Here is a 17350-nt window from a genome sequence, read left to right as displayed (position 1 = left end):
CAGCGGTGATCCGTACCAAAGACCACGTGTTAACGGGAGCCGCGCTACCAGTGCGGCTCGATCGGGGCGGAGTTTAACAGGAAATCTGCCGGCCTGTCAGGTGGCTGGCTCCGCTTCCGGCGGCTTTTCCTGGCGCCGTCGACGTACCTGCAGCCAGCCAACCAGAAGCAACAGAATGACCGCCGGAATATACACCAGCTCCCTGGGCGGACGGTCCTGGGGCACGCGGATGGTATTAATGGTCCAGCCAAAATCCAGCCCGGCGTCTTTAGCCGCACTATCGAAACCGACAAAGTCGACGGTGTAGACATCGCCATCCTGGCTTCCCTCGATACCCATGTTCAACAGGCGCTCCCCGCCACTTTCACCTTCGGCCAGCGGCAGTTTCATCCAGGTGGTGCGTTCCTCGTCGCCGGTCATCGACAGCCCCCCGGCCTGTATCATGATCGACTCGGTGTCAGGCATATCGGCCAGTACCTCGACCTGTTGCACCAGCTCCGCCCCCGGACGCTCCTCATATTCAGGATAGATCCGGTCCCACCAGAAGCCGGGACGGAACAGGGTGAACGCGATAAGGATCAGCAGGGCCGACTCCCAACGGTAGCTTCTCGTCAGCCAGTAGCCCTGGGTGGCCGCCGAAAACGCCAGAATCGCGACCACGGCGCTGACGATGGTAATGATCAGGTCCACCGGTCCGGTGAGCCCGATCAGCAACAGCTGGGTGTTGAAGATAAACATGAACGGCAGCACGGCGGTGCGGATGTCATAGGCGAAGCCCTGGATGCCGGTACGTATCGGATCCGCGCCCGATATGGCTGCGGCCGCATAGGCTGCAAGCCCGACCGGCGGTGTGTCGTCGGCCAGTATGCCGAAGTAGAACACGAACAGGTGCACCGCAATCAGCGGTACCAGCAGGCCATTCTCCGCCCCCAGGGTCACGATCACCGGAGCCATCAACGTGGATACCACGATATAGTTGGCGGTGGTGGGAAGGCCCATGCCCAGCAACAGGCTGATCAGGGCCGTAAAGATAAGGATCAGCATCAGGTTGCCGCCGGATATGAATTCCACAAACTCGGTCATGACCAGCCCGATGCCTGTCAGGGTCACGGTACCCACCACAATGCCGGCGGTGGCAGTGGCCACACCAATACCCACCATATTACGCCCGCCGGTAGCCAGGGCATGGATCAGTTCAGACCAGCCGTTGCTGACGGCACGACCGAGTTCGCCACGCTTGCGGAAAAATGCCTGCAACGGGCGCTGGGTCAGTACGATAAAGATCATGAAGATCGTCGCCCAGAATGCGGACAACTGGGGGGAGAAACGCTCAACGGTCAGGCACCAGACCAGAACCACCACCGGCAGGAGGAAGAACAGGCCACTCTTGACGGTTGGCCCCACCTCAGGCAACTGGGTCATGTCCGAGGTGCCGTCGTCCACTTCCAGCGCCGGAAATCGGGTCCCGTAGGCGACCAGGCCGATATAGGTCAGCAGCAGCAGCGGGCCCAGCACCCAGACGGCGGCGTCCCCCATCAGGGTCTTGGTCCAGCCGATACCGTAGTAGACCACCAGAGTCAGGATAATCAGACCCAGCAGCAGGACCACCCAGGTGAGCATCCGCTGGGCAAGGGTGGGTTTGTTCAGGCGCTCAATGCCCTTCATGCCCAGCTTGCACGCTTCCAGATGCACGATGTAGAGCAGCGCAATGTAGGAAATCATGGCCGGCAGGATGGCGTGTTTGATCACCTCCAGGTAAGAAATGCCCACGTACTCGACCATCAGGAAGGCTGCCGCACCCATGATGGGCGGTGTCAGCTGGCCATTGGTGGACGCAGCCACCTCCACCGCCCCGGACTTGGTGGCAGGGAACCCCACCCGCTTCATAAGCGGAATGGTAAAGGTGCCGGTGGTCACCACGTTGGCAATGGACGAGCCGGAAATTACGCCTGAAAGCCCACTGGAGACAACCGCGGCCTTCGCCGGCCCGCCTCTCATATGGCCAAGCAGCGCGTAGGCTACCTTGATGAAATAGTTACCGGCGCCCGCTTTCTCCAGCAGTGCGCCAAACAGTACGAACAGGAACACGAAGGTGGTGGACACGCCAAGAGCCACGCCAAACACACCCTCGGTGCCCAGCCATTGATGAGACGCCAGCTTCTGCAGGCTCGCTCCCTTATGGGCAATCACATCCGGCATCCAGGGGCCGGCCAGGGAATAGGTGATGAACACCGCGGCGACAACCGTCAGTGGCAGACCAAGCGCCCTGCGCGTCGCCTCCAGCAGGAGCACCAGACCAGTCAGTGCGACGATCAGGTCCTGCAGTATAGGCGCACCGGGGCGTTCAGAGAGTTCGTCATAGAACAGGAACAGGTAGGCGGAGGCAAACGACGCTGCCAGCGCCAGAATCCAGTCAAACCAGGGAATATGGGTATTGTGCCGGCCCCGGAACATGGGGAAGGCCGTGAAGGCCAGAAACGTCGCAAACGCCAGGTGGATGGAGCGGGCTTCCGTGGAGTTGAAGATGCCGAAGTTGACGATGAACGGCAGCGGGGAAGCAATCCACAACTGGAACAGCGACCACACCACCGGAACGATAAACAACAGAACCGATGCGGGGCCGGTCAGCGCCCTGCCCCCGGTTTCCGTCTGCAGTACTTCATGAATCCTGGAGACATCTACGTTATCGGAAGCAGACGGGTCGCGCTTGCTCATGGGCCGGTTCCATCGGATATTGGGTGGTCAGATACAAATCGCCGGAGGACTCAGCCTCCGGCGATGATGCTACCTAAAGGTCTGGCTATTACTCGATCAGGCCAGCCTCCCGGTAATATTTCTCAGCGCCTTTGTGCAACGGTGCGCTCAGGGCGTCAGATACCATCTCTTCCTTGTTGAGGTTGCTGAACGCCGGGTGCAGGCGCTTGAAGCTGTCAAAGTTCTCGAACACGGCCTTGACCACTTCGTATACCACTTCCTCATCCACGTCAGAGGAGGTCACAAAGGTGGCTGCCACACCGAAGGTTTTCACATCTTCGTCATTGCCGCGGTACATGCCGCCCGGAATGGTGGCAACCCGGTAATACGGGTTATCGTCAACCAGGGCCTGGGTAGCCTCGTTGTCCACCGCAACGATGGTGCTGTCACAGGAGGTGGTTGCTTCCTTGATGGCTCCGGAGGGGTGGCCCACGGTGTAGAAGAAGGCGTCGATATTGCCATCACACAGCGCCTGGGACTGTTCCGCTGCCTTCAGTTCCGCTGCCAGGGAGAACTTGTCCATGGTCCAGCCCATTTCGTCCATCAGGACTTCCGCCGTGGCCCGCTGGCCGGAGCCGGGGTTACCCACCGATACACGCTTGCCTTCCAGGTCTTCAAAGGTCTTGATGCCGGAGCCCTTGCTGGCAACCACGGTGAACGGCTCGGGATGCAGCGAAAAGACCGCACGCAGCTTCTCGTTCTTGTCGCCGTCGAATTCGCTGGTGCCGTTATAGGCGCGGTACTGCCAGTCTGACTGGGCCACCGCCAGATCCAGCTCGCCCTGGCTGATTGCATTGAGGTTGTAGACAGAACCACCGGTGCTTTCCACCGAGCAACGGATACCATGCTCCTTACGGTCCATGTTGACCAGACGGCAGATAGCGCCGCCGGCAGGATAGTAGACGCCGGTCACACCGCCGGTGCCGATGGTCACGAAGCGCTGTTCCTGTGCCGATACCGACATGGAGCCCGCAGCCAGGCCCACGGAGGCCGCCAGGGCCAGGGTGGAGGCTTTGAGTCGCAGTGCTGTTCGGATTGCCATAGACGATTCCTTCTTCATTCGTGTTATTGGTGGAGCCCGGAAACCCTGCCTGCTCATGAACAGAGGACAACTTCCAGAGACTCATCAGCCGGACGTTACAATACGTCACATACTCAGCTTGTTAGAAAATAGCCCACATCGGCTTCAAAATAAAGCCGGGGTATGAACTAACCTTCTGAGTATTCAGTCTTTATCCTCCACCGTCTCACTCAGCCAGGCTCTTGTGGACGATCTCGTACACATCCCGCGAGAGCCCGTCCTTGTCACGCACGGACTCCAGCGCCTTGCGCATGCCCTCGCTGTAGACATGGGCAAACTTGCGCCAGCGGGTCAGAGGCGCCGTCAGCCGGGCGGCAATCTGGGGATTGCTGTCATCAAGCCTGCGGATGGTGTCCGCCAGGAACTGGTATCCGGATCCATCCTGATCATGGAAATGGACCAGGTTCTGGCCGGCAAACGCGCCGACGACATGACGGATCTTGTTCGGATTCTTCCAGTCGAAGGCCTCGTGTTCCAGCAACCGGCGGACTGCTGCCAGATCGCCGGAAACCGGGCTGGATGCCTGGATGGAGAACCACTGCTCCACCACTTGCGGGTCCCTGTGCCACTGCTGGTAGAAGGCATCGAGCGCACGACTGCGCTCTTCCTCGAAGGGCGAATTCACCAGCGCCCGCAGGGCCCCGGACTGGTCGGTCATGTTGGTAGCCGACTGGAACTGCGCCAGGGCCAGGTCCCGCGCCTCTTCGTCACCGATATGCAGCAGCCAGGCCAGCGCCATATTGCGCAGGCTGCGGCTGGCCACGTCCTCCGGGGTTACCTGATAGCTTTCCGCCGGCTGCTGGCGCTGATAGCAGGCCATCAGGTCATCTCGCAACGCGGTCGCCAGCGCTTTCAGTACCCGTTCACGGGCGTGGTGGATGGTCTGCACATCGGCCTGCTCCGCCAGCTCGATCAGGTAGGCTTCGGAGGGCAGTTGCAGCATCTTCGCCACCAGCGCCTGGTCCGCGTCCCTGTCATCGAGCAGGGTGCGGCTGGCGTTGATCAGCCGCGGATCCACTTCTGTCTCGGCATGCCCGGAGACCTCATGTATCACGTCCACCGCCAGGCGCTGGCCGGCATCCCAGCGGTTGAAACCATCGCTGTCATGGCTCATCAGGAACATCAGCTGATCGCGATTCCAGGGGTAGTTCACCCGTACCGGTGCCGAGAAGTTCCGCAACAGAGAAGGCACCGGGCGACTGCCAACACCGGTAAACTCGAAGACATGCTCCCGCTCCGTCAGCTCCAGCACACGGGTGGGCTCACCAGATCCGCTTTCGCCGGCCAGGGTCAGCGGAATGTCATTGCCTTCGGTGTCCAGCAGGCCCACGGCGAACGGAATATGCTGGGGTTTCTTGTCGGTCTGTCCCGGTGTGTCGGGAATGCTCTGGCGGATCGTCAGACGGTAGACCTGTTCTGCCTTGTCGTAGTCATCCTCCACAACCAGCTCCGGTGTACCGGCCTGCTCATACCACAGGCGGAACTGCCCCAGGTCTTTGGCACTGGCATCCTCCATGGCTTTGACGAAGTCATCGGTAGTGACCGCCTCACCGTCGTGGCGCTGGAAGTAGAGGTCGCTGCCCTGGCGGAACAGCTCTGGCCCCAGCAGGGTATGGATCATGCGCACCACTTCGGCACCCTTCTCGTAAATGGTGAGGGTATAGAAGTTGGAGATTTCCATGTAGGAGGCGGGCCGCACCGGATGCGCCATGGGGCCACCATCTTCGGCAAACTGGGCGGTACGCAGCAGGGTCGCGTTCTCGATGCGATTAACGGTGGGCGAGCCCATATCCGCGGAGAACTGGGAATCCCGGAACACGGTGAAGCCTTCTTTCAGGCTGAGCTGGAACCAGTCGCGGCAGGTTACCCGGTTGCCGGACCAGTTGTGGAAGTACTCATGGGCAACAATGGACTCGATACGCTGGAAGGCCATGTCGGTTTCCGACTCGGGCCGGGCCAGCACACAGGAGGAATTGAAGATGTTCAGGCCCTTGTTTTCCATGGCCCCCATGTTGAAGTCGTCCACCGCCACGATCATGAAGATATCCAGATCGTATTCGCGGCCATAAACCTCCTCATCCCAGCGCATGGCCCGTTTCAGGGAGTCCATGGCGTGGTCTGTCTTCTCGGCGTTACGGGGTTCGATATAGATACGCAGGTCGATGTCGCGGCCGGATAGGGTGGTAAAGCTGTCCCTCTGCTCCACCAGATCTCCTGCCACCAGGGCAAACAGGTAACTGGGCTTGGGGAACGGATCCTCCCAGGTGACATAGTGGCGGCCGCCGTCGAGATCGCCCCGGTCCACGTCGTTGCCGTTGGACAGCAGGATCGGGTAGGCCGCCTTGTCTGCCTCAATGCGGGTGCGATAGCGGGCCATGACATCCGGACGATCCGGGAAGTAGGTAATACACCGGAAGCCCTCTGCCTCGCACTGGGTGCAGAACATGCCGGATGACTTGTAAAGACCTTCCAGCCGGGTGTTGTTCTGGGGCTCAATCCAGGTCACCACCTTCAGCTCGAAAGCGTCCGGTACAGACGGCACCACCAGCCACTCACCGCGATCTTCATACTCACCTGCTTGCAATGCCCGGCCGTCCAGATGAACGGACTCCAGGGTCAGGGAATCACCGTTCAGTTCCAGTTGCTCCCCACTGCCGCTGGCTTCCGGGTTGCGTCGCATGGTCATTGTGCTGTGCACACGGGCGCCTTCTTCAAACAGCTCAAAGCGCAGGTCAACGTGGTCGACCAGGAAGTCCGGTACGCGATATTCACTCAGGTAAATGGTTTTCGGTTGGCTTGTGCGCATGGTGATATTACTCCGACAAAACCCGTACACGAACGTTGTAAGCCGTGTACTTGCGAATGTTGATAACCCCGGTGTCCAGCATCAGATACTGCCCCTTTATTCCCTGGAGCACGCCGGTGGCCACGGGCTGCTTGTCCAGGTTGTGGGTCTTTATCTTTTCCGGCCAGGTGTCCACCGGATAAGCCAGGTGCCAGACCGGATCGTCAGCAATCTCGAGTGTCTCCCGCCCATGCTCGGCGCTCAGTTGCTCGAGCTCTGGCGCAATCTTCTCCAGCAGGGCGCCTCGTTCCGCCAGCAGGTCAATCTCCGGCGCTTCCCCCTTGAGCATGGTACGCCAGTTGGTGCGATCAGCCACATGCTGCTTGCAGGCCACCTCCACCAGCCCGGCCAGGTAACGGGTTGCCACCCGCAACATGGGCACGGCCGCCACAGCCCCCTGGTCCACCCAGCGGGTGGGCACCTGGCTGGCCCGGGTAATACCGACTTTCAGCCCGGAGGAATTCGCCAGGTATACGACGTGACCGGTCATGCAGTGGGTTTCACCCCACTCCGGCTCGCGACAGGTACCCAGGTGATAGTGGCATTTTTCCGGACTCATTATGCAGCTGTCACAGGCCGCCAGCCGCTTGAAACAGGGAAAACAGTACCCCTGACTGAAGCTCTTGCTGGTTTTCCGGTTGCAGTGGATACAACGGATTTCGCCGCTGAACGTGATTTCAACCTGCCTTCCCAGCAGCTCATTCAGGGGCAGACTGTGATCACCTACCCTCAGGGTATAGTTCACCGGCGTATCAGCCGCCACGGGCATTTTTACCAGCCGGCCACTGAGTTCAATCGATTCGCCCAAGACCACCTCAGCTGACAATCCGAATGGTATCTTCGCCGCTATCCTTGCCGGAACCGCAAGACTGGCGCTCAATATAGCCAACGCGCTCTGACTCGGGGATATCATGGGTCTTTTCGTAGTGGATGACGGCTTCCAGGCAAATCTTCCGCTGATCGTCAGAGACCTTGCGGCCATCCGGCCACTTGCCCAGCTCGATGGCCCGGCGCAGGTTCTGGTAAACCGTTGGATCCAGTCGCTCAATTAATTCTTCGTAAGTCATAAAAAACCCCGGAAAAGGTTTGACACCCTTAAACGTAAATGATTATCATTAACTCACCAAATGACGCGGTCGTTTCATTTGGTCTCTCTCATCAGGAGCTTCCGAGCTCATTTACGCCCCACCTTTTGGTGGGGCTTTTTTTGTCTGCCTATCAGGAAATCACTCTTCAGGCTGCCTGGCGACGCCGGGGCGGCGGCATGATGAGCGCCATCAGCAGGCCACCAAGGAAGCCGCCCAGGTGTGCCTCGTTCGCCATACGACCTATACCCAGCCAGACCGGCAAGGGTGTGAAGCCGATGATCATCCAGACCAGGGCAAAGGAGACCAGCGCTGGCGGAAACTGGAAGCGGGGCAGCCGTTGCTGGCTGAGCCAGCAGTAGCCGAGTACACCATAGACCACACCGGACAAGCCGCCGAACAGCGGCCCCGACACCACGTACTGCAGAGTGTTGGAGGCCAGGCTGGTGACCAGGAACAGCGCCACGAACCGGCCGCGCCCGTCCATCCATTCCACCTGGCTGGCCAGGAACCACAGCATGACGGCGTTAAACACGATGTGCATCACGCTGAAATGCAGGAAATCCGGTGAGATCAATCGCCAGAACTGCCCGCTGGCCAGGGTTTCCATCAGTGCGCCCAGTCGCTGATCAAGAGTTGCCCACTCGTGGACCTGGGGATCCACATACATGAACATCAGGGAGATGACATTCTCGCCCAGCCCGGTCAGCCATGCAGCTATGGCCGACACTACGATCACGCCGAACACCAGCGGCGAGTGTCTGGGAGCCGGCTGCCAGCGACCACCGCGCACCGGCGCACGGCTTGCCTGGTTGACCTGATCACGCACCTCATCCCGGGTCATATACTGCTCCAGTGCTGCCAGCACGGGCTCGGTATGTTCCGGATCGGCCAGCCAGAGTACCTGGATCCCGGACTCCCGGGTTATCTGATGCTCTACGCCCTGGTGACCCAGCCACGTGCTGAAGCCGGAAAGATCTTCGCCGGTCTGCAGTTCCTTGATTCGATACAAACCGGTTACCTCGCCACGCTGTCTTCGGCCTGGGGACTACCGGACAGTTCCGGACGCTCCACATTCACGTAGACGAACTTTTCCGGCAACAGTTCTGGTTCGTCGTCCAGTCGATAGGCCACCAGTTTGCCGTATTTCACGGCACTGAAATCCAGGCAGGCGACATTGGGTTTCAATGGGGCAGGCTCGCCTTCCATCCAGTAGTGGCCGACAAAAACGGGGCGTTCGCCGCTCGGGTACTGGATAATTTCCGAACGCTCCCGGGCGGACAGCTCAAGACGGGCCACCTCCTCCGGCAGTGGATCGGGCTGGAATACCACATCGCCATAGGTTTTCGGATTGTCGGCCCAGAATTTGGTACGGAAGAACTTGCGGGTGTATCCATCCCTGCCGGTAATGGTCATGCCATTCGGCAGCGGCATATCGGTGCCTCGCAACAGGGTATCCATGACCTGGCCGGCGAAGGATTCAATGGCTGCCGAGGCGTGCAGGAAATCATCATCGATACAGGCACTGCCCTGGCTTTCCAGGAACTGGCGAATGAGTCGTTCATCCCAGCAGGCATGAACGGCCCGGAAGTGATCTTCCTCGATGAACAGGGGCAAGGTGTAGAACCACTCCAGAAACTCGTTCCACTCCTGGGGGTAGTGATCAAACTGCTCCAGCGTTTCACGGATCAGGCGGTCATGGCGGGCATTGTGCTCCCGCAGAAATTCCTTGCCGCTGCCCGGCCGTGCCCGGGTGCAGTAGCCCAGGGCGTTGTACTCATGGTTGCCCATGACGATCCGGGCAGAGCCATGTTCCACCATGTCGCGCACCAGGTGCAGGGCCTCGCGGATACGCGGGCCCCGGTCAATGATGTCGCCGATAAAAATCGCCTGCCGGGTCGGGTGCTGATAGATACCATTGCGCTTCTTGTAGCCCATCTGCTCCAGCAGGTGCTCGAGCGTGCGGGCGCAACCATGGATATCGCCAATGATGTCGTAGCCCCGTGAGGCCTTTCTTGCACTTGCCATGATCAACTCGCTGCTATCTCGCTGGCCCAACCGAGTTTCTCGCGGCAGGTGGCGTAGAAATTGTGATCCCTGGGATGGATCAGGCGGATCTTGAAGGGTTTCTTGGTGATGCGAATGATATCGCCAGGTGCACAGGCGATATCCATCTGACCGTCAAAGCTGACCTGGGGATAGGTTTCGTTGGTGTCACCAATCACCAGTTTGATTTCGCTCTTGCCATCCACCACGATTGGCCGGCTGCTGAGGGTATGAGGAAACATCGGCACCAGGACGATGGCGTCCAGCTTGGGGTGCATGATCGGCCCCCCGGCCGACAGCGAATAGGCGGTGGAACCGGTGGGCGTGGACACGATCAGACCATCGGAGCGCTGACTGTAGACAAAGTGACCGTCGATGTAGAGGTCAAAGCCGATCATCCGCGTGGATTTACCCGGGTGCAGCACCACATCGTTCAGGGCGCTGCCGAACCCCAGTGGCTGCCCGTCGCGCTCCAGGTTGCCATCCAGCAGGAAGCGGTTCTCTTCGATGTAATCTCCCTGGAGTACACTTGCCAGCCGTTCCTCCAGGTCAGACGGTGTTATATCGGTGAGAAAGCCCAGGCGGCCCCGGTTGACCCCCAGAATAGGGATTTTGGACTTGGCCAGTTCGCGGGCGGCACCCAGCAGGCTGCCATCACCGCCAACCACGATCACCAGGTCACAGATTTCCCCCAACAGCTTTTTGCTGGCCACCTGAAGGCCGTGGCCCGGCAGCATGCTCGCCGTATCCTGCTCCAGGATAACCTGGTAGTTCTCGCTCAGCAGGTAGGTCTTTAGGGACCGCAGTGTCTCGACCACCTTGACACTGCCCATGCGGCCGATAACCCCGATATTCCTGAATTGATCCATTAAATCTCTCAGTCTGTCAGTGGCGCGTTACTTGTCCGCCCATCTTAACGAATTACGGATCAATTCTGAAAAAGATTGTCCGGCGTCTGTCTATTCGGCACTCGCGTGCTGATCACAACGATCGTGGACGCCGGGCTCGAAGTCAGCCGGCTGACTGACCCGCATCACCGGTCTGCCACAGGTCTGGCCTTTTTTCTTGCCGGGGGCACGACAGACAGGATTCTCGTAGTGTTCAAGCCAGCGGCGATAGGCCGGCTCGGAGATACCGCATTTCTCGGCGGCGTAACCGGTCGGGTTGTCAAAATAGCGCCTTAGGTCATTGAACGGCAGGGTAATATGGCCAACGCCGGCATGATAGCCAACGAGAAAGACTTTCTGGTCCTTAAGGTGCCCGATCAGGCTGTCCTCGTCCGGAGCCCGGTCCCGTGTTTCATCCAGCGACAGCTCAAGGTCACGGATCACCTTGCCCAGATTGTCCACCTCCCGCTGCTTTCGCTCCAGCTGTTCACGCAGCAGTACGACTTCCGCCTGGGCGGCCTCTTCCAGGCCCTGCGGGGCCTCCTGAACTGACGCCCGTGCGGCTTCCAGTTGCTTGCGCAACTCTTTCACCTGCAGATCGCGGCGTTCCAGGCGCTTCCTGGCCTTGCTGGAGTCGAGCCGGGCTCGCTCCATCGACCGCTCCAGCTCGGCTTTTTCCTCCTGCCAGGCGCGGTATTCCAGGCGGTGTTCGCGCTGTATTGCAGACATTGAGTCCTTGTGGGCGCTCTGTAGGGTCTTGATGCGCAGGCGTTGCTCACGAATCATGTGAGCCAGCCGGTTCCGCTGGGCAGTGGCCTCCTGGGCGGCCACCTCCGCATCCGGCTTGCCCAGGGCAGTACGCAACACCGGAATCTGATCCTCAGAGGAGTCCTTGCGCCTGAACTTGAGATGGTTGGCCGTCACGGCCTTGCGAATGGTCTGGAAATGGTTGGAGCCCGGCGTCATGTCCGGATCCCACAGATCGGACTTGTAACGCTTCTCGGGGCAAAGGCTGCGGCAGACCAGCCTGATGGGACCGGCGCCCATGTCCGGCCCGGCGGACCCCTTGCCTGCCAGCGTTTCTACCGGAATATTCCAGTGGCTGTCGGCCCGCCCTTGCTCATCAAAATAGATACGGAAGAACACCAGGCCACGTACCAGCAGGTCCGTGCCGATCTGCACGAACACCGCCCGAACCTCGGTATCAGCCAGGTCTGACAGGCCCACATAGCCGTCCAGAAAGGCGTCGAACTCGGTTGCCCGCATTTGACGTGAAACGTCGATCCCATCCATGAAGAAAACCGCAGAATACCCTTCAGCGGATGGATCGGCTAAAGCCATTCAATGCCTCCCGGCCAGACAAAACCTGAGTTACCAAATGCCATGACACTTAATTAGTCACAACATTGCATCCGAACTAATCAGTGTGAAGGCAAGTAGGCATTTTAGCCAGTGTGAGCCACCACCGGGAACAAAGAACTGTGAGGAATTGTGATTGACTACCGCCAGAACGGGTCGGCTGGAACACCGACCCGTCGCTATTGGCTTCAGGTTTTCAGACAGCAGCTGCGAGCCTGCTACCCTGATCAATGGCCCGTTTTGCGTCCAGTTCCGCTGCCACATCAGCACCACCGATCAGGTGCACCGCCAGGCCACTGGCCTCCAGCCCCGCCTGCAATTCCCGCAGGGGTTCCTGGCCGGTGCACAGAACAATGCTGTCCACCTCCAGCACCCGGTCTTCGGTGCCACCGTCCTTGCCGGCAAGCGTTACGTGCAGGCCGTCATCGTCGATACGTCGGTAGGTCACACCCGGCACCATATGCACCCCTTTCATCTTGAGTGCCGACCGGTGGATCCAGCCGGTGGTCTTGCCCAGCCCCTTGCCGACCTTGGAGGTCTTGCGTTGCAGCAGCCAGATCTCCCGGGCCGGTGGCGTGACATCCGCGGTAACGCCCTCGATGCCACCACGATGCTCAACAGTCAGGTCCACGCCCCACTCCTTCATGAACGCCTGCTTGTCCAGAGACACAGACTCGCCCTGGTGCACCAGCAATTCGGACACATCAAAACCGATACCACCGGCACCCATCACGGCAACGCGCTTGCCAACGGGCTTGTTACCCCTGATGGCATCGATGTAGCCAACCACACTGGGGTGATCGATACCTTCGATGTCCGGTATCCTGGGGATGACCCCGGTAGCCAGGATCACCTCATCAAAACCTCCCGCCTTCAGGGCATCGGCGTCCACCCGCGTACCCAGGCGTACATCCACGTTCAGCTTTTCGAGCATCACCCGGTAATAGCGAAGTGTCTCGTGGAACTCCTCCTTACCCGGAATGCGCTTGGCCAGGTTGAACTGGCCGCCGATCTCGTCCGCGGAATCGAACAGGGTAACCCGGTGGCCTCGCTGGGCCGCCACCGTGGCAAAGGCCAGTCCTGCGGGGCCCGCACCCACCACCGCCAGGGCCTTCGGCTGCCCGGCGGGGGTGTAATTCAGCTCGGTTTCGTAGCAGGCCCTGGGGTTAACCAGACAGCTGGTCAGCTTGCCGCTGAAGGTATGGTCCAGGCAGGCCTGGTTACACCCGATACAGGTATTGATTTCTTCAGCACGGTCCTCCGCCGCCTTGTTAACCAGATCTGCGTCCGCCAGGAACGGGCGGGCCATGGAAACCATGTCCGCCTCGCCGGAGGCCAGGATCTCTTCGGCAACATCCGGCATATTGATGCGGTTGGTGGTGACCAGCGGAATGCTGACTTCTTTCTTCATTCGCGCAGTGACTTCGGTAAAGGCGCCCCGGGGTACCGAGGTGGCAATAGTCGGCACCCGTGCCTCGTGCCAGCCGATGCCGGTATTGATAATGGTGGCCCCGGCCTTTTCGATGGCCTTGCCCAGCTGAACCACCTCATCCCAGGTGCTGCCCTCTTCCACCAGGTCGAGCATGGACAGGCGGTAGATGATGATGAAGTTCGGCCCGACCTTCTCTCGCACCCGGCGAACAATTTCCAGAGGCAGGCGGATACGGTTCTCGTAGCTGCCACCCCAGCGGTCGGTGCGCTTGTTGGTGCGCTCGACAATGAACTGGTTAATGAAGTAGCCCTCGGAGCCCATGATCTCGACCCCGTCATAACCTGCACGTTGTGCGAGCGCGGAGGCTAAGACGTAATCCTCGATCTGCTTCTCGATACCCGTCTCGTCCAGCTCATTGGGCTTGAAGGGGTTGATGGGCGCCTGCACCGCTGACGGCGCCACCAGCTGGGGCTGGTAGGCGTAGCGGCCGGCATGGAGAATCTGCATGCAGATGGTGCCTTCCGCCTGGTGTACGGCCTCGGTGATCACCTTGTGCTGGTCAGATTCTTCTTCCGTGGTCATCTTGGCGGCACCGGGGCCCACGCTGCCTTCCACATTGGGGCCGATACCACCGGTCACAATCAGGCCTGCCCCGCCACGGGCCCGCTCGGCATAGAACGCCGCCAGCCGTTCAAAACCCTTGGGCCGCTCTTCCAGCCCCAGGTGCATGGAGCCCATCAGGGTTCGGTTGCGGAGGGTGGTGAAGCCCAGGTCCAGGGGTTCCAGTAGATGTGGGTAGCGGGATTTGCCCGGTTGCGGGGATACGGTCATTTTGCGGTCTCTCTAATCAGTTTTTAGTTATCTAGCGGCACCACCAGAGTTCGAGGGGCGGTGCCGGGGGCGGTTTTCCGGGACCTTCAAAAACAGGGACGTTTTTGAAGATCTACGACCGCCACGGATGGCGGAAGTGCAGATTTTGCAGGAGCAGAAATCTGCCAGGGATGTATTTACGGCGTGTCCCGGAAAAATGCACCCGGTGCCGAACCATGCACTGGAGTCGCAATCAGGGTTGCTTCGACCGGCACGATCCCAGGCAGATACTCGGGTTCGATTAAAGTAGAGGTTAGTGGAACTCAGCTCAAGACTTACGGGGCAGTTTTTACGACAGTTAAACACAAAGAAACACGCGCACCCTCATGGGCACAATGCAGAAACAAGATAGAAAGATAGGTACACAAGAGAGGAAAAAATGGCGGAGCGGACGGGACTCGAACCCGCGACCCCCGGCGTGACAGGCCGGTATTCTAACCAACTGAACTACCGCTCCGCGCGGCGTTGCCATCAACCCTGAAACCGAAGGAGAGGAAACAGTTGAGCCAGTCAGCGTGACTGCTCTGTGACAACGAGGGCGCATTATAAAGATGGCACCGGCCATGTCAACGCTTTGCGAAAAACTTTTTCCGGGACACCCCAAGAATAACCCTCAGAGCAATCCGGGGTGCCTGGCTGAAGGACGATGAGGGCCTATTCCGGTACCGAATCAGCCGTGACCGGAGCCACCGGCAGCGTAAAGAAAAACACGGCACCCGGGCCCGACGGGCGCTCGAATCCGATTTCACCACCCTGGGCCTGAATCAGCGACCGGCACAGGGTCAGACCTATCCCCATGCCCTGCTCCTTGGTGGTGAAAAACGGCAGGAACAGCTTCTGTTCGGCATCTTCCGGCAGCCCTTCACCATGGTCACGCACCTCAATGCGCACCATGGTGTCGCTGAGCATGCTGGCCGTGACTTCCACGGGATCATGGGAACCCGCTGCCCGGGTGGATTCGAGGGCATTGCGGATCAGGTTCAGAGCCACCTGCTGCACCTGGATCGGATCCGCCAGCACGTCCGGTACATTGTCGGTCACCCGTACCTCGACGCCGCCGTCATTGTTACGGGCGTCCACCTCAGCAAACTGGCGGGTTTCGTCCAGCAGGCTGGCCACAGACAGCACCTCCTTGCCCATTGCCGGCTTGCGCACGAAGCCACGGATACGGCGGACCACTTCACTGGCGCGATGAGACTGGGCTTCAATCTTTTCCAGGGTCTGGGACAGCAGTTCGGGGTCCGGGTCGTCCGTGCGAAGCATGCGCTGGGTTACCCGGGCGTAATTGGTGATGGCCGTCAGGGGCTGGTTAACCTCATGGGCAAAACCCGCAGCCATTTCGCCCATGGTGGCCAGTCGCGAGGCGTGGGCAAGCTGATCCCGTTGCTCCTGCACCAGGTCGCGGGCATCCTCCAGGGCCTGGTCGTTTTCCAGTTCGGTGGTGATGTCCCGGAACACCACCACGGCGCCGGTAAGGTGATCGCCTTCCTTTTTCGGGGTAGCCCGATATTCAGCGGGAAAGCCGGAGCCATCAGCCCGGTACATGGTAACGTCCCGCTGATGCTCAGCGATCCCCTGGCTGCAGGTTGCCTGAACCGGAAGCCCGGGTGCCGATTCATTGCCCCCGGCCTCGTCTTCCTGCCAGAGGGTGCCGGAACAGGGCCGTGGCTGGCGAAAGTGAAGTTCGAAGAAGTTCTTTCCGATCAGTTCTTCCACGCTGCAACCGGTGATCATCGCCGCCGCCGGATTGGCAAAAGCGATGTCGCCCTCCGCGTCCAGCCCGTAGATGCCTTCACTGATCGCATTGAGGATACGGGTCTGGTCGCTCTCCAGCTCACGATTACGTTCTTGCAGCGCCCGTTCCAGGCGAATGACACGAGCGTGGGTGCTGACCCGGGCAATGACTTCCTGGGCCTGGAACGGCTTGGAGATATAGTCGGCGCCACCCAGGGAGAACCCCTTAAGCTTGGCGTCCACGTCGTCCAGAGCGGAAAGGAATACGACAGCGGAATCTGCAGTGACAGGATCCGACTTCAGGCGCTCGCACACCTGGTATCCATCCAGGTCGGGCATCATGATGTCCAGCAGGATCACTTCAGGCTTGTGACGATACGCCAGGGTCAGCGCCTTCTCGCCGTCGTTGGCAATCAGAAGGTGATAGCCACGGTCCTTGAGGGTTTCGTACAGGACCTTGAGGTTCTGGGCATTATCGTCAACAAGTAGCACCGTCGGATCAGTGCTCGCCTGGTCAGTCATAGGTTACAGCCGGTTAAGAGAATACGGGCATAATGAGCCGTGCATCACCCGACGTCGATAAGGTCCTTTACGGACAGCACCATACGAACCAGGTGCGCCAGGGAATGGGTGCCCATCTTGTGCATGACCCGTGATCGATGAATTTCCACCGTGCGCTGACTGATCTCCAACTCGATGGCAATCACCTTGTTGGCCTGGCCGGCAATCATGCGCTCCATGATTTCCGTTTCCCGGGGAGTCAGGGTCTTGATGCGGCGAACAATTTCCTGGCGCTCACCCAGTGTCTTGCGCTGTTCACGGTCCTGCTCCAGGGCGGACTCGATTTTTTCCAGCAGGGCTTCCTCCCGGTACGGCTTCTGGATGAAGTCCACCGCACCTTCCTTCATGGCGTCCACTGCCAGCGGCACATCACCGTGGCCGGTCACGAAGATGATGGGCAACAGGGAATGCTTTGCATTGAGCTTTTTCTGAAGCTCCATGCCATCCATACCCGGCATGCGGATATCCAGCACAATGCAGCCGGCCATATCCTCTGAGTAGTCACCGAGAAAATCCGTGGCGCTGGGGTAGGTCTTAACCGACTTGCCATCGGATTTAAGCAGCAACTCCAGGGAGTCACGTACCGCTTCATCGTCCTCAACCACATAAACGGTTTGCTGGATATCGGTCATTCTTATCGCTCCTGTCGTTATTCTTGCCCTGACCAGAAAAAACTGAGTGCCGGAGTCCTGCCAG

At 59.6% G+C, this 17350-nt stretch carries 12 protein-coding genes and 1 tRNA gene; all 13 read right to left on the bottom strand.

Annotation, left to right across the window (positions count from 1 at the left end; all coding sequences use genetic code 11):
• Positions 1 to 96 precede the first annotated feature (96 nt).
• Complete coding sequence (locus tag ACFOZ5_RS18880; protein ID WP_379890275.1) at positions 97 to 2715, bottom strand: TRAP transporter permease; 2619 nt, start codon at positions 2713 to 2715, stop codon at positions 97 to 99.
• An 88-nt stretch (positions 2716 to 2803) separates the two neighbouring features.
• Positions 2804 to 3796, bottom strand: a complete 993-nt coding sequence (locus ACFOZ5_RS18875) for a TAXI family TRAP transporter solute-binding subunit (protein WP_379890273.1) — start codon at positions 3794 to 3796, stop codon at positions 2804 to 2806.
• 205 nt (positions 3797 to 4001) lie between these two features.
• Positions 4002 to 6641: an aminopeptidase N gene (gene pepN, locus ACFOZ5_RS18870; protein ID WP_379890271.1), complete on the bottom strand. Its 2640-nt coding sequence runs from the start codon at positions 6639 to 6641 to the stop codon at positions 4002 to 4004.
• Between the two features lie 7 nt (positions 6642 to 6648).
• Positions 6649 to 7449, bottom strand: coding sequence for a DUF2797 domain-containing protein (locus ACFOZ5_RS18865; RefSeq protein WP_379890342.1), 801 nt, complete (start codon positions 7447 to 7449; stop codon positions 6649 to 6651).
• A gap of 46 nt (positions 7450 to 7495) precedes the next feature.
• Positions 7496 to 7747 carry a YeaC family protein gene (locus ACFOZ5_RS18860; RefSeq protein WP_379890269.1) on the bottom strand — a complete coding sequence of 84 codons (252 nt, stop codon included), beginning with the start codon at positions 7745 to 7747 and terminating at the stop codon, positions 7496 to 7498.
• Positions 7748 to 7913: 166 nt separating this feature from the next.
• Positions 7914 to 8777: a rhomboid family intramembrane serine protease gene (locus ACFOZ5_RS18855; protein ID WP_379890266.1), complete on the bottom strand. Its 864-nt coding sequence runs from the start codon at positions 8775 to 8777 to the stop codon at positions 7914 to 7916.
• A gap of 5 nt (positions 8778 to 8782) precedes the next feature.
• Entirely contained in the window at positions 8783 to 9793 is a 1011-nt protein-coding gene (locus ACFOZ5_RS18850; RefSeq protein WP_379890263.1) for a metallophosphoesterase, read from the bottom strand.
• 2 nt (positions 9794 to 9795) lie between these two features.
• Complete coding sequence (locus ACFOZ5_RS18845) at positions 9796 to 10680, bottom strand: NAD(+) kinase (RefSeq protein WP_379890262.1); 885 nt, start codon at positions 10678 to 10680, stop codon at positions 9796 to 9798.
• Between the two features lie 90 nt (positions 10681 to 10770).
• Positions 10771 to 12039, bottom strand: a complete 1269-nt coding sequence (locus ACFOZ5_RS18840) for a DNA repair protein (RefSeq protein WP_379890260.1) — start codon at positions 12037 to 12039, stop codon at positions 10771 to 10773.
• Positions 12040 to 12253: 214 nt separating this feature from the next.
• Positions 12254 to 14320, bottom strand: coding sequence for an oxidoreductase (locus tag ACFOZ5_RS18835; protein ID WP_379890257.1), 2067 nt, complete (start codon positions 14318 to 14320; stop codon positions 12254 to 12256).
• 419 nt (positions 14321 to 14739) lie between these two features.
• A tRNA-Asp gene (locus ACFOZ5_RS18830) sits at positions 14740 to 14816 on the bottom strand.
• Between the two features lie 197 nt (positions 14817 to 15013).
• Complete coding sequence (locus ACFOZ5_RS18825) at positions 15014 to 16615, bottom strand: ATP-binding response regulator (protein ID WP_379890255.1); 1602 nt, start codon at positions 16613 to 16615, stop codon at positions 15014 to 15016.
• A gap of 44 nt (positions 16616 to 16659) precedes the next feature.
• Positions 16660 to 17286: a response regulator FixJ gene (gene fixJ / locus ACFOZ5_RS18820; RefSeq protein ID WP_379890252.1), complete on the bottom strand. Its 627-nt coding sequence runs from the start codon at positions 17284 to 17286 to the stop codon at positions 16660 to 16662.
• Positions 17287 to 17350: the final 64 nt, after the last annotated feature.

Source organism: Marinobacter lacisalsi (assembly GCF_042651045.1).
GTDB classification, from domain to species: domain Bacteria; phylum Pseudomonadota; class Gammaproteobacteria; order Pseudomonadales; family Oleiphilaceae; genus Marinobacter; species Marinobacter lacisalsi.
Note: the sequence above shows the minus strand (reverse complement) of the source record. Positions and strands in the feature narration are given on the sequence as shown.

Excerpts from the sequence above, each read along its gene's own strand:
- ACFOZ5_RS18880 (WP_379890275.1), bottom strand. The coding sequence starts at position 2,715 with ATGAGCAAGCGCGACCCGTCTGCTTCCGATAACGTAGATGTCTCCAGG.
- ACFOZ5_RS18825 (WP_379890255.1), bottom strand. The coding sequence starts at position 16,615 with ATGACTGACCAGGCGAGCACTGATCCGACGGTGCTACTTGTTGACGAT.
- ACFOZ5_RS18845 (WP_379890262.1), bottom strand. The coding sequence starts at position 10,680 with ATGGATCAATTCAGGAATATCGGGGTTATCGGCCGCATGGGCAGTGTC.
- ACFOZ5_RS18840 (WP_379890260.1), bottom strand. The coding sequence starts at position 12,039 with ATGGCTTTAGCCGATCCATCCGCTGAAGGGTATTCTGCGGTTTTCTTC.
- ACFOZ5_RS18835 (WP_379890257.1), bottom strand. The coding sequence starts at position 14,320 with ATGACCGTATCCCCGCAACCGGGCAAATCCCGCTACCCACATCTACTG.
- fixJ (WP_379890252.1), bottom strand. The coding sequence starts at position 17,286 with ATGACCGATATCCAGCAAACCGTTTATGTGGTTGAGGACGATGAAGCG.
- ACFOZ5_RS18860 (WP_379890269.1), bottom strand. The coding sequence starts at position 7,747 with ATGACTTACGAAGAATTAATTGAGCGACTGGATCCAACGGTTTACCAG.
- pepN (WP_379890271.1), bottom strand. The coding sequence starts at position 6,641 with ATGCGCACAAGCCAACCGAAAACCATTTACCTGAGTGAATATCGCGTA.
- ACFOZ5_RS18850 (WP_379890263.1), bottom strand. The coding sequence starts at position 9,793 with ATGGCAAGTGCAAGAAAGGCCTCACGGGGCTACGACATCATTGGCGAT.
- ACFOZ5_RS18865 (WP_379890342.1), bottom strand. The coding sequence starts at position 7,449 with ATGCCCGTGGCGGCTGATACGCCGGTGAACTATACCCTGAGGGTAGGT.
- ACFOZ5_RS18875 (WP_379890273.1), bottom strand. The coding sequence starts at position 3,796 with ATGGCAATCCGAACAGCACTGCGACTCAAAGCCTCCACCCTGGCCCTG.